Source organism: Tamlana sp. I1 (assembly GCF_015355625.1).
Taxonomy (GTDB): Bacteria; Bacteroidota; Bacteroidia; order Flavobacteriales; family Flavobacteriaceae; genus Pseudotamlana.
Window position 1 is genome coordinate 40,402 of the sequence record NZ_JACLAF010000009.1, and the last position, 17,702, is coordinate 58,103.

A 17,702-nucleotide genomic window follows, 5' to 3' on the forward strand; every position below is an offset into this window, starting at 1 on the left:
AAATAATAGTATTTTTGATAATTCTAAAAAGAAATGTGTTAAATGAGTTATAAGAACTTTCCAATGGTGCCAAGAGTAATTTTTGGCAGAGGTAGTTTTAATCAATTAAATGAAGTTTTAGCCCCAAAACGCTTAGGTCTTAATGCACCTTTTATTTTTTTGGTAGACGATGTTTTCAAAAATAATCCATGGTTAACATCTAGAATTTCATTGTATTATGATGATAGAATTATATTCATTTCATCTAAAGAAGAACCTAAAACTTCGCAGGTTGATGCCTTGGTTGAAGAAATCATTTTAAACACAAAAGAACGTCCGTCTGGTATTATTGGTATTGGAGGAGGAACTTTGTTGGATTTAGCAAAAGCAGTAGCCATCATGCTTACCAATGAAGGTGAAGCTAAAGATTATCAAGGTTGGGATTTGGTTAAAAACCCAGCGATTTATCATGTTGGGATTCCTACCATTTCTGGAACAGGAGCAGAAGTTTCTAGAACAACGGTATTAACGGGCCCCGATAAAAAACTTGGCATAAACTCAGATTTTACACCTTTCGATCAAGTTATATTAGATTCCGAATTAACCAAAGATGTGCCAAAAGAGCAGTGGTTTTACACAGGCATGGATTGTTATATTCATTGCGTAGAATCTTTAAAAGGCTCTTATCTTAATGCGTTTAGTCAGAGTTATGGTGAAAAGTCTTTTGATTTATGCAAAGAAATATTCTTAGAACACAGTAATCCTATAACAGATACTGAAGCTCAAGAAAAACTAATGATGGCATCGTGGCACGGCGGTATGAGTATTGCTTACTCTCAAGTTGGTGTAGCTCACGCCATGAGTTACGGTTTATCCTATTTATTAGGAACAAAACACGGTATAGGAAACTGTATTGTTTTCGATCAATTAGAAGATTATTATCCAGAAGGCGTAGCATTGTTTAAACAAATGAAAGCGCAGCATGGTATTGAATTGCCACAAGGTATTTGTGCACATTTAAATGATGAAGAATTTGATATTATGATTGATGTCTCTTTAGGCCTTGAACCACTTTGGGAGAATGCCATTGGTAAAAATTGGAAAAAAGTAATTACAAGAGCTAAATTAAAGGAACTTTATCAAAAAATGTAATATGCAGTGGTTGGCTAAGCTAATTTATTTTAAAATATTAGGTTGGCGAATTGTTGGCAATACAACCTTTTCACGGGATACCGTTAAAAAAGCGATTATTATAGCTGCACCACACACCAGTTGGCACGATTTCTATATAGGCGTTTTGCTTCGAGCTGTTGTAAATATGAAGAGCAATTTTATTGGAAAAAAAGAATTGTTTGTCTTTCCTATAGGATGGTTTTTAAAGGCTATTGGTGGCCGACCAATAAACCGTCAGGAAAACGAAAATAAGGTAGATGCTATTGCTAAATTATTTGATAATGAAGAAGAATTTAGAATTGCTTTAGCTCCTGAAGGTACAAGAAAAAAAGTAGAAAACTGGCGGACAGGTTTTTACTACATAGCGAAAAAAGCCAATGTGCCCATTATCATGTTTACTTTAGATTTTGAAAATAAACAAAACAAAATTTCAGAACCTTTTTATCCAACCGATAATATTGAAGAAGATTTTAAAGTATTTTATCGGTTTTTTGATAACGTTAAGGGGAAAATTCCTGAGTATTCTTGATTTTGGTATAAAAAATGCTTAACTTTAAATAAGCACATGAAACATAAAGTAAACAATTCGTTGTTCCTAAAAAGAAACATGTCCGGCTTAACAAAAAGCTATTTCAAACGCTGAAGTGGCTTTTTTTTATTTCAAATATTTCTCCTTAGATCAAAACGGTATAAGTTTAAGAACCTCGTTAACGTAAAAAAGCCATACTCAGAAGAGTATGGCTTGAAATTTTAATAAAAAAACAAATTATTTTATTTCCTTAGAAGCATTATCTATTAATGTTCTTAAATGTTGTTTATGCGCTTTTGAAGCTAAATCCCCAGATGGTGAAGCCCAGTTTTTAATGCTATTTAAGTTATATAACACCATAGATTTAGCGTTATTCGAATATTTACTGGCTTGCTTTCCTGTAAGGATGTCAATAAGCATATTTGTGTATTCTAACTGTAGGTTTTGTCTAAAAGAATTTACGTTACCAGAGATATCAGATTTAAAAATAGCCTTATTCAAATCGCTCATTACCTCTGATAAAGTATAAGTATTTCCGTATAATTCAGAATCAGAAATACGCTGTAATGTATTTGGATGTAAAAGATGATTTAATACATTTTTTTGGTACGTTAATATTTGTGTATGAATTTTAGGGTCTTCAGGCGTTCTAAAATTAAAGCCGCGACGTTGCATGGCTAAGTAATTGTATAAATCTGCTGGAGCATTAAATGCGTCTGGAGCAAACACATAATCGTTTAAAGCTTTCATGGCTCTTTTTTGATCGTTGTAACTAACAGGAGTGTAAGGTTGAGTTCCGCCTTCTTGTCCTGCCATAGCACGATCTACGTAAACACCTCCAATATATCTTGAAATTATACCTGCAGCACCAGATTTTTGGTCGCTTAATAAATAATAAACGCGTCTAAGCTCTTGATAAGATTCGTCATTTTTTACAAAATTACTTTTTGCAGTAAGCATTAAGTTTTCACACAATTCAATGCGGTCAATAGAATAACTTATAGCATCATTAGATTGGTCGTTAATCATCACTCTCGGGTCAATCGCCTTTCCAGGAGAACGCATATCATCGGCATCATTTCCAAAGATAAGTTCTGGTTTTGTCGATTCATTTAATAAATCGTAACGTTCTTTTCCTGTTTTAAAAGGTGTGTAGCCATATTGAATAGCCCAAATATCGTATGGTCCAACGGCAACATCAGCATACTGCCCTTGTTTGCTACGGTCTTTAGTAATATTAAGCGTGGCATAATCCATAACAGAGCCTGTTAAACATTTACCTTTTATAAATTCGGCATCGGCAAGTTGTTCAGGAGAAAATAATTGACTTGCTTTCATGTTATGATTTAAGCCTAAAGTATGTCCGATTTCATGCATAATTAGCGCTAACATCGATTCTTTTTTTACCCTTTCCAACTCCATATCTGAAGCTCCAGTTGCTGAAGCTACCGCGTTAGCAAACATGATATCGTTGTGCATTGCGTCAGAAAAAGAACAGGATTGAAATTCATCCTCATTATGTTCATGGTCATTTCCGTTATAAGGTTTTTGTGCTGTAGCCAAATTGTAAACCTTATCATAAAACACACGGTTTGTAAAATGAACAAATTCAAGCATGATGTCGGCACCCAAAATTTGTCCCGTTTTAGGGTTTACAAAGCTAGGGCCGTAGCCTCCAAAAGGTGGTTTTGGAGAAGAGGTCCATCGTAAAACGTTATAACGAATATCACCAGCATCCCAATCGGCATCATCGGGTTGTACTTTTACAACCATAGCATTTTTAAAACCTGCTTTTTCAAAAGCCACATTCCATTGTAAAACACCTTGCTTTATGGTTTCTCGCCACTCTAAAGGCGTCGAGTTTTCAATCCACCAAACAATAGGTTCTTCAGGTTCAGATATAGCTGCTTCAGGATTTTTCTTTTTTAAATGCCATCTGTGCACTAAATCTCTGTATGGCGTAGAGTTTGTTGCTGTCTGGTCGTCTACTAGTGTTGTAAAGTAACCTACTCGAGGGTCATCAAATCGCGGTAAATAATCATTTTCTGGCATAGCGATTAAACTGTGATAAACTTTAATGCTAACATTTCTACCATCTGCAACAGCGTTAGAACCTCTATTTAAAACCGATGGCGATGAATACACATATTCTACAGCTAAATCGGTGTTCTCTGGGTAATTTTTAATCGCATTAATTTTACTTTTACCTTTGTTTAAACTACCAAGTTTAAAATCGGTTGGAGATGCGCCAGGGCGGGTAGGGGATTTGATTTGCTCTAGGGTTTCTCCTAAAAACAAATCGTCTGCATTTATTAAATATTGGCCGTTATCTTTATCATAACTCTCAATTTTAATGCTTGCCATATTACCGTGGCTTGTGTTAGCGCCTTCAGACTTTGCTAACGGACTTTCAGGATCGAAATAGAAGGCAGTATTTTGAGTTACAAACTCAATTTTATCAAAATATTTATTGATTTTAAAAACTTTAGAGCCTTTGTAAGCACCTCTATTTATTCTTCCTGCATCCATAACACCATCAACAATTTGGCTGAAATAGATATATTCCTTACCAATTTGGTCTTCAGAAATTAACATTTTTATAGACCCCGTAATGGAATCTTGATAAATGGTAAATAATCCTTCTTTTTTGTGACTCGATTTGGTTAATTCGGCAATGGATTTTTTTTTGTCTTTTTTTTCTGAAGCTTTTGTAGAGGCTTCGGTATCTTCTTTTTTCTTTTTCTTGTTTTTCCGTTGTGCCTCAGAAGGTTGTGTGGATAAAACAAAGATGGATAAACACAATAGGCAAATAAGCCTGAAAGAATTTTTGGCTGATTTCATAGATTGAATACGATTATTTTAGGATTGAAATCCTAGTTATTTGAATTAGTCGCTATAAAAATACTTAGAATTAAGTCTATATGTATTTAAAAAAAGTTAAAAAGCGTTAATTCCTTAGAGATTTAGCAAGGTCACGATATTTCTGTATCTTTATTGCATATGATTAAAGACACCAAAATTGCCGTCTTAATTGATGGCGACAATATTCCGGCAAAGTATATTTCTGAAATGATGGAAGAAATTGCCAAATACGGAACCCCGACAATTAAAAGAATTTACGGCGATTGGACCAAGCCTTATTTAGCGAAATGGAAAACGATTTTGCTTGAAAACGCTATTACGCCCATACAACAATACGGTTATACCACAGGAAAAAATGCGACCGATTCGGCGATGATTATTGATGCTATGGATATTTTATATTCTGAAAAAGTGAATGGCTTTTGTTTGGTATCTTCCGATAGTGATTTTACAAAATTAGCCACGCGTTTGCGTGAAGCAGGTTTGGTGGTTTATGGCATGGGCGAAAAGAAAACGCCAAACCCGTTTATTGTGGCCTGCGATAAGTTTATTTACTTAGAAATTCTGAAAAAAGATTCTGAAAAACTAACCGATGGCACCAAAAAAACAAAGCAGAATTTATACAATATTACTCCAAAAGTGATTCAATTGTTGAAGCATTCGGTTCAAGATGCAGCCGACGATGATGGTTGGGCTTTTTTAGGCGATGTAGGTTCGTTAATAATTAAAAAGCAACCTAATTTTGATTCTCGTAATTTTGGTTTTGAAAAATTAACGCCGCTTTTTAAATCTTTAGATCAATTTGAATTGGAACAACGCGATCAAACAAATGGTCGTTTTAAATTAATTTTTGTGAAGAATAAGAGTTAGATTTTTAATTGCTATAAATTTGAGTTTGAGTATATATTCGCGGTTTTCACATTTTTTTTAAATGTTTAATTTAAAAATAGTTTAATTTTGAAGCGTGAAAAATAGTATTAGAATCTGGAACGTTATTTTATTAACTGCAATCTATTGCTTTACAATAGGTCTTGCAGCAAAGTCTATTGTTCCTTCTAACAACAGCAGTTCTAGAACAACTATTCAAGAAAAGCATTTTTCAACAACGCTTTTTTGTGACACTTCACAGTTTGAATATTCAATAAATGAAGTAAACAATTTACCTACCGCAGATTTTGATAAATTATTTAAAGTCTTTTTTGTTGGTACCAAAATCACAGAGCAATTTTTAAAAACAGCATATTCTCAATATGTTATCTTATCTAGAAATCTTCTGATTAAACATCGAAAATCAGACGTTATCTTTCCTTTCCATTATTTTTGGTAATTCCTTTTTACTAGTCATTTCTATTAAAAGAAATGACTTTTAACACGTTAAGCATTGTTCTTCAATAATGCACCAATAATATTATACAAATTTTAAAAAAGTAAAAATGGATTTAGGAAATACCATCGTTAGTTCTATTCTAGTAGCTATGTGTGCTGCACCAATTATTACAATAGGAGTGGGTAGAAAAAAAAGATATTTAAAAATAATAAGATCATTAACTAATAACGCAAAACAAGAAAATTGTGTGATTAATAAACATGAAACTTGTGGCGGTATAGCAATAGGAATTGATACAAACAAAAAGCAGCTTTTCTTCTTTAAACAATTAAAAGGAGCTGTAATTGAGCAAAGTATAAACCTTGTGGAATATGAAACCTGTAGGGATAAAAAAATAACATTTAGAAATAAAAGTAATAATCAAAATGTTATTGAAAAACTAGAATTAATTTTAATTCCTATTGATAAAAACAAGAGAGAAATTGCATTAGAAATTTATAATGCTGATGTAGATATTCAACTTGATGGCGAGATTATTTTATTAGATAGATGGACTCAAATTATAAATGATTGTATAACACAATAATATAAGAATAATAGTAAAACAAAAGCCCTGTATTATAGTATGCAGGGCTTTGTTTTATGAGTTATATGAAGTAGGAGCGGAGTAAATTCTAGATTTCACCTAAAATTTTATCCATTACCCAACTGGTATGAAGCGCTGTTTCTCCTGTTGAAGGGTGTGTTTTATCATGATTGTCAAAATAATTTTTCATGTTTTCAACATGAGGAAATTGAATGTGTTTAGGATTTTCTATAAACAAGCTTTCGTTTTTCGATTCGCTTTTTAATACAATAGGATTATCGTGAAACACCGAAAATTTTATGGTGCCTTTAGATCCATAAATTGTTACTTTATCTAAATGATCGTGACATCCAAAATTCCAAGTTCCAGAGCCTGTTATACCATTTTCATGCAACCAGGAAGCTGTTACAGCATCTTTTGCGGTATATAATCCTTGCTGATTTAAGCTAATACCCTGTGCTTCTTTAATATTCCCTAGAAAGAAGGTAAATAAATCCAATTCATGGCTGGCTAAATCATCAAAATATCCAGCAGGAGCTATGTTTACATCGGTACGCCAATTGTATGTTTTCGATAAATCGGTTTCGCTGGCAGGTTTGCTAAGTAACGCACTTATATGTCTTATGTCACCAATTAAATCAGCATCAAGCCATTCCTTTATTTTTAAAAATCTAGGCAGTGATCTACGATAATATGCCACAAATAAAGGTAGTTTTTTAGCTTTGAAAGCTTCATAAACAACCAAACTATCAGCATAACTAGGCGAAAGCGGTTTTTCTATACAACATGGTTTGCCTGCTTCTGCAACTTTTAAAGCGTAATATTTATGAGTATCTGGAGGTGTTGCAATATAAACGGCATCAATATTTGGGTCGTTTATAAGTTGATCGGCATCGCTGTAAAAGGTTTCTATGTTATGGCGTTTAGCGTAGTCTTTTGCCTTATCGGCGTCTCTGCGCATTACTGCTGCAATATTAAAACCTTTAGTTAGTTTGTATGCAGGGCCACTTTTAACTTCGGTAACATTGCCACAGCCAATAATTCCCCAATTTATATTTTTATTTAATGCTTTCATGATGTTACTTTTGATATTTGGAGTTGACAAAGGTGGATGGTTTTATTAATCTGAACTTGTTTTCAAGTTTTTATAAATGATTTTAGACATGCTATGATGAAAATGCTTAAATCATTCTTCAAACCAAAAAGAGAGCCGTTAAGCTCTCTTTATAATTGTTAATCTGTACTTTCTTCCATGGTGTGATACACATTCTGAACGTCGTCATCATCATCTAGTTTTTCAAGTAATTTTTCAACATCGGCAGCTTGCTCTGGAGTAAGTTGCTTTGTTACTTGTGGGATACGTTCAAACCCAGACGATAATATTTCAATATCGCGGCTTTCTAATTCTGCTTGAATGGCACCAAAACTTTCAAAAGGGGCATAAATTAAAATCCCATCATCATCAGCAAAAACTTCTTCAGCACCAAAATCAATAAACTCTAACTCTAATTCTTCAGGATCTAAACCTTCAGCATTAATTCTAAAGTTACAAGTATGGTCGAACATGAATACTACCGAACCAGAAGTTCCTAAACTACCGTCACATTTATTAAAATAACTTCTAACGTTAGCTACGGTACGCGTGTTATTATCGGTTGCTGTTTCTACTAAAACGGCAATACCATGAGGTGCATAACCTTCAAAAACAACTTCTTTATAATCGCCTTGACTTTTATCACTTGCTTTTTTAATAGCGCGTTCTACGTTGTCTTTTGGCATGTTTACGGCTTTCGCATTTTGTATAACAGCACGTAAACGTGAGTTACTTGCAGGGTCTGGACCACCTTCTTTTACAGCCATTACAATATCTTTACCAATACGCGTAAAGGCTTTACTCATGGCAGACCAACGCTTCATTTTTCTTGCTTTTCTAAATTCAAAAGCTCTTCCCATAATTTGAAGTTTTATTTCGTTATTCCCTCGAATCGCGATAGTTGTCGAGAGGGAATCTATTTTTATTTTTATTCCTGCGAAGACAAGAATTTTTTCATCTAAATTTTACTCACGCAAATTTAAAAATATACTAACCAATTACAAATTAATCTTCTTCGGGTTCTACAATATATTCTATGGCTTGCGCTAATTCAAAATCCTTTTCGGTAACTCCGTTTGCGCTATGTGTAGACAAAGAAATGGTAAGCACATTATAAACATTGGTCCAATTTGGATGATGATTTAAAGCTTCACATTCAAAAGCAATTCGGCTCATGGCACTGAAACAATCTTTAAAATTTTCAAATTCAAATTCGCCGTGAATGGCATTGTCGTAATATTCCCAATCTGGAAAACGAAGTAGTTTTTTCTCTATATCTTGTTCTGAAAGTTTACTCATAATAGTCTGAATTTATATTGTTTTACAATTTAAGGAATTGAAATTTTAATTATGAAAAACTATAATTTTAATTCTGTTAAAATATCGTCACTTTCAAGCTGAAGGTGTTTGGGGAGTTTATTAAATTTTGGTAAAACCGCTAAATACCTTTCATCATTTGTGGTGTAAACCAGTTTAAAAATAGGTTTTTCCTTCAAATGGTACGAGGCTACTATGTCTTTAATAAAATCGTCGTGATGTACTAAATCTTGGCTTCCTAAATGAAAAATGCCCGATTTATTGCGGTTTATTATGTAGTGAATTTGTTGTGTGACTTTAAAATCGTTAGTCACATTCATGATTAAATTTGGGAAGATTTCAACAGGTTCCTTTGCTTTTATAAGATTTAAAATCTCCTGAATTCTTGGTGATTGCGCTCCAAAAACCATAGGTAATCTAATAATAACAACATGCTTTTTTGGTAAACGTAGTAGCAAGTTTTCAATTTTTATTTTGAAATGTCCAAAAATGCTAGTGCTATAGGTTTTGTCAAACTCATAACTCGGAAATTTACTATAGGCATCAAAAACATTGGCGGATGATAAAAACAGTAATTTGATTTTATTTTGAAGCACATATTCTGCTAGATGCTGATGTAGTAAAACCTGTTTAGAAAAATCACCCCGAAGGGCTGAAACAATAATAGTTGGTTTTACAATATCAAGGATTTCGTAAATATCATCTTCTTCAAAATTGTACTGAAAAAAATGTTTATTCTTTTCTAAGGCCGAATTATTTCTGTTAAAAGTTCCAAAGGTTCTAAAATAGGAGCAGAGTTCCTTGTAAATAGCGCCTCCCAAAAAACCACTCGCACCAAGAATTAATACCGTATGTTTACTTTCGTTCACCTTCCCCTTCATTTAAAAACCAATAAAATACGTTTACCCTTTATAAAACGGTAATTTAATAACGGTTGCAGGCACCGCGTTTTTTCTAATTTGAATATTTATTTTACTATTTACATCTGAAAAAATGGTTGGTACATATCCTAAACCAATGCCTTTTCCTAAACTTGGCGACATGGTGCCAGAAGTAACTACTCCAATTTTTTGACCGTTATGATCTACAATATCATAACCTTGACGAGGTATACCGCGTTCATCTAATTCAAAGGCGATAAGTTTACGTTTTGGACCGTGTTCTTTTTCAGATTTTAAAGCTTCAGAATTGGTAAAATCTTTAGTGAATTTTGTAATCCAACCTAAACCAGCTTCAATGGGCGATGTAGTGTCATCTATATCATTTCCATATAAACAATATCCCATTTCTAAGCGTAAAGTATCTCTTGCTGCAAGTCCAATGGGCTTGATGCCATAATCTGCTCCGGCTTCAAAAACTTTATCCCAAATTTGTTTTACTTCACTGTTTTTACAATATATTTCGAAGCCTCCACTACCTGTATAACCTGTTGCTGAAATAATAACATGGTCTATACCTGCAAAATCACCAACAATAAAATTATAGAATTTTATAGCCGATAAGTCATGACTGGTAATACTTTGCATGGCTTCAATAGCTTTGGGTCCTTGAATAGCTAATAGCGAGTAATCGTTGCTTAAATTTCGCATAGTGGCGCCAACATCATTTTTAGATGAAATCCAGTTCCAATCCTTTTCTATGTTACTAGCATTTACCACTAATAAGTACGTGTCTTCTTTAATTTTATAGATGATTAAATCATCAACAATTCCGCCATCTTCATTAGGTAAACAACTGTATTGCGCCTTACCAATTGTTAATTTTGAAGCATCATTGCTAGAAACTTTTTGAATCAAGTCTAATGCATGCTCACCTTCAATTAAAAACTCACCCATATGCGACACATCAAAAACGCCAACAGTATTTCTAACTGTTTCATGTTCACTATTTACCCCTTCATATTGAACAGGCATGTTAAATCCTGCAAAAGGAACTAATTTTGCACCAAGGGCAATGTGTGTTTCGGTTAAGGCTGTGTTTTTCATAAAAAATCGATGTTTTTATTCCTATAAAGCGGAAATACGTTACTTTTTTTCAAAAACAAAAGTATTGAAATTTATCTGGTTTACTGTGGGCGTTAGTTGTTAAATAGCGTTAAATAAAAGATTTGACTTTTTAATTATGACTAAGAAAATAAATGTAATTTGTAAGAAATCACGTTGTAATTTCACGAATTATTACATTTAAACAGGTTGAAAATGCATAAATTAATTTTATGTGTGAAATTTTTAGCAAAAACAAAAAGCCATTATTTGAAATGAAGTTATAATAATACTTACATTTGATGTCTCTTAAACTCTCAATGGCACAATCACTTAGGACTCTTAATTTTAAAGATTTAATACGCAAAACTTCTTTTAAGTTGGCGATGAATATTTATATAGCAGCAATTCTATTTAATCTTTATTATATCTATATAAGTATTCAAAACAGTTTAACTGCCTCATGCTATTTAATTTTACTACCCCTTATAGGCTTCAGTGTAAGCGTGTATGCTTTTGTAGTGAAGCGTAATTACATTGTAGGACCATATATTGTTTTCGTATTGTTAGGAAGTGCTACTCTAGGTTTAACTTATTTAGAAGGCATTATGTCTGGCTATTATTGGTTTCAATTTGGACTACTTTTTTGTTTGCCTTATGTTATTCGTCGGGAGGTCTATTTTAAAAAACACACCAATAACCTTTATGCTATTATCTTAACGTTTTTGCTGCTTACTTTTTTAGTTTCTCCTATGTATTCTGAGTATTATCCAGATTTAACTAAGGAGCAAATTCATTTTAGATTTATGTTGAATTCCGCAGTGAATTTTGGAGTCATGATGGTAATTTCTCTGCAAGCCTTAGGTTATAATAAATCTGTTATAAATAAGATTTCCTTCGATAAAGAAAATGCAGAAAGTGAAAAAGATAGACGCACCATGGTGTTATCTAATTTAGGACATGAACTGCGTACTCAAATAAATAGCATAAATGGTGTAACTCAGCTTATTCTAGATAACGAATCTGAGGAAGCAAACAACAAAAAATACTTTGAAATCTTAGACCATTGTAATAACAATATGTTGTTGTTGGTAAATGACATGTTAGACATTCATAAAATTGAATCTGGACTGTTTGAATTAGCTTATGAACCTAAACTTTTATATAAGTTTTTAACGAAAATCACCATACCTTTTATTAATAAAGCTGAAGAAAAGAATTTAGAATTACACTCTTATATCGATCCTAAACTGAAGGATTTAGTGGTTGATATTGATGATAAACGCTTGGCACAAGTAATTTATAACCTGATTTCAAATGCCATTAAATTTACCGATCAAGGAAGTATTACATTTTCTGCTCAAGTAATAAACAGCAATAACGATCAAGTTGAAATACAATTTATGGTGATAGATACAGGCATAGGTATAGCGCCTGAAAATCTACATAAAGTATTTGAAAGTTTTCAGCAAATTAAAAATGAAAAGAACCCTGTTTATGGAGGTACTGGTTTAGGTTTATCCATTTCTCAATCTATTATTAAGGCGATGGGTTCTGAAATTCAAGTAGAAAGTATTTTACATAAGGGAACGCGTTTTCAGTTTCCTTTAAGTTTAAAACGAGAGGCTTTAACCGCTATTAAAGAGAAAGTTGAAGCACCTATAAATGAAGCGTTTTTGTTGAAAATGAACATTTTACTAGTTGAAGATAACATGGTTAGTATGATGTATGCCAAGAAGTTATTAGAAAAACACGTGCTAAAAATTAATGAAGCTACAAATGGTATTGAAGCTATAGAGATTTTAAAAGAAAACAAAGATATCAACCTCGTGCTTTTAGATTTGGAAATGCCAAAAATGGATGGTTTTATGGCTATTGAACATATTAAAAAATTAAGACCAAATGTAAGTGTTGTTGCTTTTACAGCTAACATACCAAGCGCCGAATTTGTTGCAAAATTAGAAAGGCTTGGCTTTGATGATATACTCTCCAAACCATTTAGTAAGCAGGATCTTTTTGCTGTACTAAGAAACTATTCCAAAGAAGCTATTTCTTAAATAGTTTCTTTTAAGCTGTTTATATTTTTGTTTATTACTGATTTGTTTTCAGTTAATTTCATTTATTACTATTTATTATTTCTGAAATTAATCCGCTCATGTGGTTAAACAAACTCCTCATTGAATTGTAAGATTTTTATTAGTATTTTCATTGTAATTAATAAACATTACTTGTATATTTATAAAAACAAAACCATGAAAATGATTAATAATCAATCTTTTAATCTGAAATCTTCTGTTTTTCACAAAAACTTTATCTTAAGTCTATTTTTTTTATTTCTGAATTTTCAAGCATTTGCTCAAATTAATTATGAGTTTGCTAGCAACAAAAACTTTTCTTTGGGGTCTTATGGACGGGTAGGTGTTGATTGGTCCTTTGAAAATGGAGGTTCCATTGGTCGACGACTCAATTTGAATAATATGGGCAGTATAGGTGGGCGTTTAGAAGAACAGGATTATTTAGAATTGGCTCCAAATTTTGTTTTTAACCCTAAGAAAGGTGACGAAACCGTTATTCATGTACAAGTGCGTTTAGCGGCTTATTCTACGAGCTTAACGTCTTTTGGAAACACATCCACATCTAGTGTTGGTGGTTTATCCTTTGCATTACCTGAAATTTATGCTGAAGCAAGAAATATTCGAGGAAAAGAATTAAATATATGGATTGGATCGCGTTTATATCGTGGTGCCGATGTACATATTGCCGATCATTTTTATTTTAACGATCATTCTGGTCAAGGCGTTGGTGTGGAATATAAAAACTCCCGTTTATCTACAATTTTTGTTGCCTCTGTTGATACAACTTCGACGTTACCACCATATTTTTACTTAAATATTAAAACAGGTACACCAAGTGCTGCTTTACGACAACGGACTGTTTTTGTTGGTGAACACGATTTTTATTTAGATGAAAATAATACCATAACAGCCCTTGCAGAATACCATCATATGGAAAAAGGGCAAGATGGAACTCTACCAGACGAAGATGATGAGGATGTAGAAGAAGCTGTAAATTTCCCTTCCGATTACGGTTATGTATTGGGGTTTCGGTATAATTTGCAATTAAAAAAGATGCTACCTGGCTCGTTTAACGATTTCACCTTACGATACGGTGGCGGAATTGCTAATGGAGGCGATGGTGGGATTTCCAAAACATGGCTCACTTTTGGGGCGCCAGATGAAGAGACCTTGAGATACAATAAGGCTTATTCATTGGCATTGGTAAATCATACGGTTATGAATTTATCAACAAACTACACAATGAATGCCTACGTTATTTATACTAAAAGCAAGGGTGGTTCTTCATTAAATAATTTAGCTCCAACCTATTTTGAAAAAGAGGTTTATAATAGAAAAGAAGACTTTACTGTAGGTACGCGTCATGAATTTTACATCACCGATTTTTTTCATTTGTTAGGTGAGTTGCATTATTCGCAGCGTAAAGATGGTACAAACCCTATAGCGAGTATGACTAAAATTAGTGTTGCTCCTGTGTATGTGCCAACAGGTTTAAGAGATATTTGGGCACGACCACATTTAAGGTTTGTGGCTTCATTGGCGAGATATAACGATTTTGCAAAAGAAACCCTATACTCGCCATATTTGCAATTTACAGGCGAAGAACAATGGGGCTATTATTTCGGATTTAAAGCCGAATGGTGGCTTTGGAAATAAAAAAATCCTGTCTGATATTTATGTTTTTCAGACAGGATTTTCAATACTTAGTATATTATTTTATTTCTCTAAAAGAAAGTTTTTCAAGTCGTTATAGTTGTTTATTTCAACAGATACTTTCTTATCATCCATAACCGCTTGAATTTGTTCTGGTAATGGTTGTTTTTCTTTAATCACTTCCTCAACAACATCTAAAAATTTGGTAGGATGAGCTGTTTCTAAAAATACACAGTGTGCATTTGGCTGATTTTTTAAGTGTGATTTACAGCCTAAATAACCAACAGCACCATGCGGATCGGCCACATAGTTGTATTTATTATAAATTTCTAACATGGCTTCTCTAGTTTCATCATCTGAAAAACTATAAGAAGACACATTGTTTTTTAAACTTTCGAAGTTATTCTTATATATTTCTTGAATACGAATAAAGTTACTTGGCGCACCAACATCCATAGCATTACTAATAGTTTGCACTGAAGGCTTTGGTTCGTATAATTCGGATTCTAAATAACGTGTAACCACATTATTTTCGTTGTTTGAGGCTACAAAATGTTTAATTGGTAAACCTAATTGTTGCGCCATCATGCCAGCACAAACATTACCAAAGTTACCGCTAGGTACAGAAAATACAATATCCTCAAACTCGTTATGTAATTGCTTGTAAGCAAACATAAAATAGAATAATTGTGGCAACCAACGCGCCACGTTTATAGAGTTCGCAGAAGTTAATTGCATTTTACTCGTTAAACTTTCATCTAAGAAAGCTTCTTTAACCATAGCCTGACAATCATCAAAAGTACCATTAACTTCTAATGCTTTTATATTTTGTCCAAGCGTTGTAAGTTGTTTTTCCTGTATGTCACTCACTTTTCCGCTAGGGTATAAGATCACAACATTAACACCTTTTACTCCAAGAAAACCATTGGCAACAGCACCCCCTGTATCTCCAGAAGTCGCCACCAATACAGTAACCTCATTAGTGTTATTTTGATTAAAATAACCTAAGCAACGCGCCATAAAACGCGCTCCAACATCTTTAAATGCCATAGTTGGTCCGTGAAAAAGCTCTAAAGTTGAAATATTATCGTTTAGTTTTACAACAGGAAAATCAAAAGACAATGTTTCTTCAACAATCGTTTTTAAAACATCCTCAGGAATTTCTGGTGAAACAAACTGTTTAATCGCTTCAAAAGCAATTTCTGTATTTGATAAATTATCAATATTTTCAAAAAACGATTTTGGTAATGGCGTAATACTTTCAGGAAAGTATAAGCCTTTATCTGGAGCCAAACCTTTTACAACAGCGTTTTCAAAAGTTGTATTCGGGGCTTTATGGTTTAGTGAGTAATAGTTCATTGTTAAAAAATTGACCGAAGACCGTTGAAGGTAGACGGAGGTTGATTATGTTTTATTTTTGACCGAAGACCGATGAAGGCAGACGGGTGGTTGATTTTGTTTTATTTTTGACAGATGATTTGTTTCGCTTCTAGTTTGAAAATTATATTTATATTTTTAAAATTTTTCAAAGATATTCATTATTTGAATATGAGTAAATCCTTCTTCCGCTTAACTTCTATCATTACTTTTTCTCTTTTACTTAATATTTTTTCTAAAAGCACTCATCATATTCATAAGATGATAAGACTCATCATATAACTCTAAAAAGTGTTCTTCTGAAATATAGTGTCGCCTTTTAGCTTTGAACAAACAAGTTACCACTTCAGCTAAAGAACGTATGGCATAACCGACAAACTTCTTTTGTTCAGGATTTGATTGACCAATAGAACCTTCTGAAATATTTAAAGCTATTGAATCTGAAGCCCTGCAAATTTGAGAAGACAAGTTGAATTTCTCTTTATCAGGAAACTCTACAGAAACCTTATCGATAACCTCTCCAAAATCCATGGCTTTTTGCCAAATGATAAGTTTTTCAAATTTGAATTTGTTCATATTGTGAAAATTAACCAGAGACCGATACTACTTTACAGGTTTAGTTATATGTGTTTATTTTTTTCTAAATTTATCAGCATTCTCCATTCTTCCGCCACCTGTCATCCGTCTTCTGTCTAACTACCCATAAGAGTAAGCTCTCCCGTCATCAATCTCCTGTCTTCTGTCCAACTCCCCATAAGAGTAAGCTCTCTCGTCACCTGTCATCCGTCTTCAGTCTATACTACCCATAAGATTAAGCCCAACTAGAGCACTATCTTCACACCCTTAGTATTTATCTTAGATACATGAATTTCAAAAGCAATATCTGTTTTTGCATACACATTTTCCATAGCTTCTTTAACTTTATTAGCCGTTTCCAAACCTTTATTCAATGAAAAAATTGAAGGACCAGAACCTGAAATACCACAACCTAATGCGCCGGCATTTAAAACAGCTGTTTTAACTTCGCTAAAATGCGGAATGAGTTTGCTTCTATGAGGTTCTACAATAACATCGTGTAGCGAATCTTTAATCAAGTCATAATCGCTTGTATGTAGTGCATGCACCAAACTTCCAACATTTGCCCATTGCGCAATGGCATCAGATAAAGCCACTTCTTTTGGTAAAATGGCTCTAGATTCAGAAGTTTTAATTTCTATCTGCGGATGAATAATCGTCGCATAAAGATCGTCTGGCGAAGGAATTTCTAGAATTTGTAACGGCGATACACTTTTTACTAATGTAAAGCCACCAAAAAGAGCAGGGGCTAGGTTATCTGCGTGTTCACATTTACTAGCTAAAGCTTCTCCTTTTATAGCAAATTCAGTAAGTTCTGTTTTATTAAATGGTCTTCCGAGAAGCTCGTTCATACCAAAAACACTGCCCACAGCACTTGCTGCACTGCTTCCAATACCACTACCAGGTTTTATGTTTTTGTAGATTTCAATTTCAAAACCATAATCAATGCACAAGGTGTTATACATCGCTAAAGCAGATACACCTGCTACGTTTAATTCGGCTTCTTTAGGTAAATCGAAACCTTCTATATGTGTAATATGAATGCCTTTTTTTTCAACCTTTCTTATCACCATGTCGTCGCCAACACTGTCTAAGCAAAAGCCTAAAACATCGAATCCACAAGCCACATTAGCAACCGTTGCCGGCGAAAATATTTTTATTTCATTCATACTG

General features: G+C 33.3%; 16 protein-coding genes. 7 read left to right on the top strand and 9 right to left on the bottom strand.

All coding sequences use genetic code 11. From position 1 onward, the window contains the following. The first annotated feature begins 42 nt into the window (after window positions 1–42). Together H6X70_RS09460 and H6X70_RS09465 are read left to right on the top strand one after the other, a co-directional pair. Complete coding sequence (locus H6X70_RS09460; RefSeq protein WP_194767437.1) at window positions 43–1,131, top strand: iron-containing alcohol dehydrogenase family protein; 1,089 nt, start codon at window positions 43–45, stop codon at window positions 1,129–1,131. Window position 1,132: 1 nt separating this feature from the next. Then, the gene (locus H6X70_RS09465; RefSeq protein ID WP_194767438.1) at window positions 1,133–1,681 is read left to right on the top strand and encodes a 1-acyl-sn-glycerol-3-phosphate acyltransferase; all 549 of its coding nucleotides are present in this window, start codon (window positions 1,133–1,135) and stop codon (window positions 1,679–1,681) included. Between the two features lie 237 nt (window positions 1,682–1,918). Here the strand turns inward: H6X70_RS09465 and H6X70_RS09470 are convergent, their stop codons facing one another. Further along, complete coding sequence (locus tag H6X70_RS09470) at window positions 1,919–4,522, bottom strand: zinc-dependent metalloprotease (RefSeq protein ID WP_194767439.1); 2,604 nt, start codon at window positions 4,520–4,522, stop codon at window positions 1,919–1,921. A gap of 159 nt (window positions 4,523–4,681) precedes the next feature. On the opposite strand from H6X70_RS09470, the gene H6X70_RS09475 reads away from it, so the two are divergent. The 3 genes from H6X70_RS09475 (at window position 4,682) to H6X70_RS09485 (ending at window position 6,456) form a co-directional block, all read left to right on the top strand. Continuing rightward, entirely contained in the window at window positions 4,682–5,413 is a 732-nt protein-coding gene (locus tag H6X70_RS09475; protein WP_194767440.1) for an NYN domain-containing protein, read from the top strand. A gap of 94 nt (window positions 5,414–5,507) precedes the next feature. Beyond that, window positions 5,508–5,870, top strand: coding sequence for a hypothetical protein (locus H6X70_RS09480; RefSeq protein WP_194767441.1), 363 nt, complete (start codon window positions 5,508–5,510; stop codon window positions 5,868–5,870). A 106-nt stretch (window positions 5,871–5,976) separates the two neighbouring features. Further along, the gene (locus H6X70_RS09485; RefSeq protein WP_194767442.1) at window positions 5,977–6,456 is read left to right on the top strand and encodes a hypothetical protein; all 480 of its coding nucleotides are present in this window, start codon (window positions 5,977–5,979) and stop codon (window positions 6,454–6,456) included. An 88-nt stretch (window positions 6,457–6,544) separates the two neighbouring features. Here the strand turns inward: H6X70_RS09485 and H6X70_RS09490 are convergent, their stop codons facing one another. From H6X70_RS09490 to gcvT, 5 genes are all read right to left on the bottom strand, one after another. Beyond that, entirely contained in the window at window positions 6,545–7,531 is a 987-nt protein-coding gene (locus tag H6X70_RS09490) for a Gfo/Idh/MocA family protein (RefSeq protein WP_194767443.1), read from the bottom strand. A 158-nt stretch (window positions 7,532–7,689) separates the two neighbouring features. Next, on the bottom strand, window positions 7,690–8,409 hold the full coding sequence (locus H6X70_RS09495; protein ID WP_194767444.1) for a YebC/PmpR family DNA-binding transcriptional regulator: 720 nt from the start codon (window positions 8,407–8,409) through the stop codon (window positions 7,690–7,692). A 145-nt stretch (window positions 8,410–8,554) separates the two neighbouring features. Then, window positions 8,555–8,848, bottom strand: coding sequence for a 4a-hydroxytetrahydrobiopterin dehydratase (locus H6X70_RS09500; protein ID WP_194767445.1), 294 nt, complete (start codon window positions 8,846–8,848; stop codon window positions 8,555–8,557). Between the two features lie 59 nt (window positions 8,849–8,907). Then, on the bottom strand, window positions 8,908–9,747 hold the full coding sequence (locus H6X70_RS09505; RefSeq protein ID WP_194767446.1) for a sugar nucleotide-binding protein: 840 nt from the start codon (window positions 9,745–9,747) through the stop codon (window positions 8,908–8,910). A gap of 21 nt (window positions 9,748–9,768) precedes the next feature. Next, entirely contained in the window at window positions 9,769–10,851 is a 1,083-nt protein-coding gene (gene gcvT, locus H6X70_RS09510) for a glycine cleavage system aminomethyltransferase GcvT (protein WP_194767447.1), read from the bottom strand. A 317-nt stretch (window positions 10,852–11,168) separates the two neighbouring features. Between gcvT and H6X70_RS09515 the strand changes: the two genes are divergently transcribed. Then, the gene (locus H6X70_RS09515; RefSeq protein ID WP_194767448.1) at window positions 11,169–12,905 is read left to right on the top strand and encodes a hybrid sensor histidine kinase/response regulator; all 1,737 of its coding nucleotides are present in this window, start codon (window positions 11,169–11,171) and stop codon (window positions 12,903–12,905) included. A gap of 201 nt (window positions 12,906–13,106) precedes the next feature. Further along, window positions 13,107–14,579: a carbohydrate porin gene (locus H6X70_RS09520; protein WP_194767449.1), complete on the top strand. Its 1,473-nt coding sequence runs from the start codon at window positions 13,107–13,109 to the stop codon at window positions 14,577–14,579. A gap of 60 nt (window positions 14,580–14,639) precedes the next feature. Here H6X70_RS09520 and thrC read toward each other — a convergent pair whose 3' ends face one another. From thrC to H6X70_RS09535, 3 genes are all read right to left on the bottom strand, one after another. Beyond that, a complete protein-coding gene (gene thrC / locus H6X70_RS09525; protein WP_194767450.1) occupies window positions 14,640–15,935 on the bottom strand; it encodes a threonine synthase in 1,296 nt (431 codons plus the stop codon). A 237-nt stretch (window positions 15,936–16,172) separates the two neighbouring features. Then, a complete protein-coding gene (locus H6X70_RS09530; protein WP_194767451.1) occupies window positions 16,173–16,529 on the bottom strand; it encodes a four helix bundle protein in 357 nt (118 codons plus the stop codon). 245 nt (window positions 16,530–16,774) lie between these two features. After that, window positions 16,775–17,698 (bottom strand): homoserine kinase, encoded by a 924-nt coding sequence (locus H6X70_RS09535; RefSeq protein WP_194767583.1) that lies wholly within the window; start codon window positions 17,696–17,698, stop codon window positions 16,775–16,777. Between the last annotated feature and the right edge of the window lie 4 nt (window positions 17,699–17,702).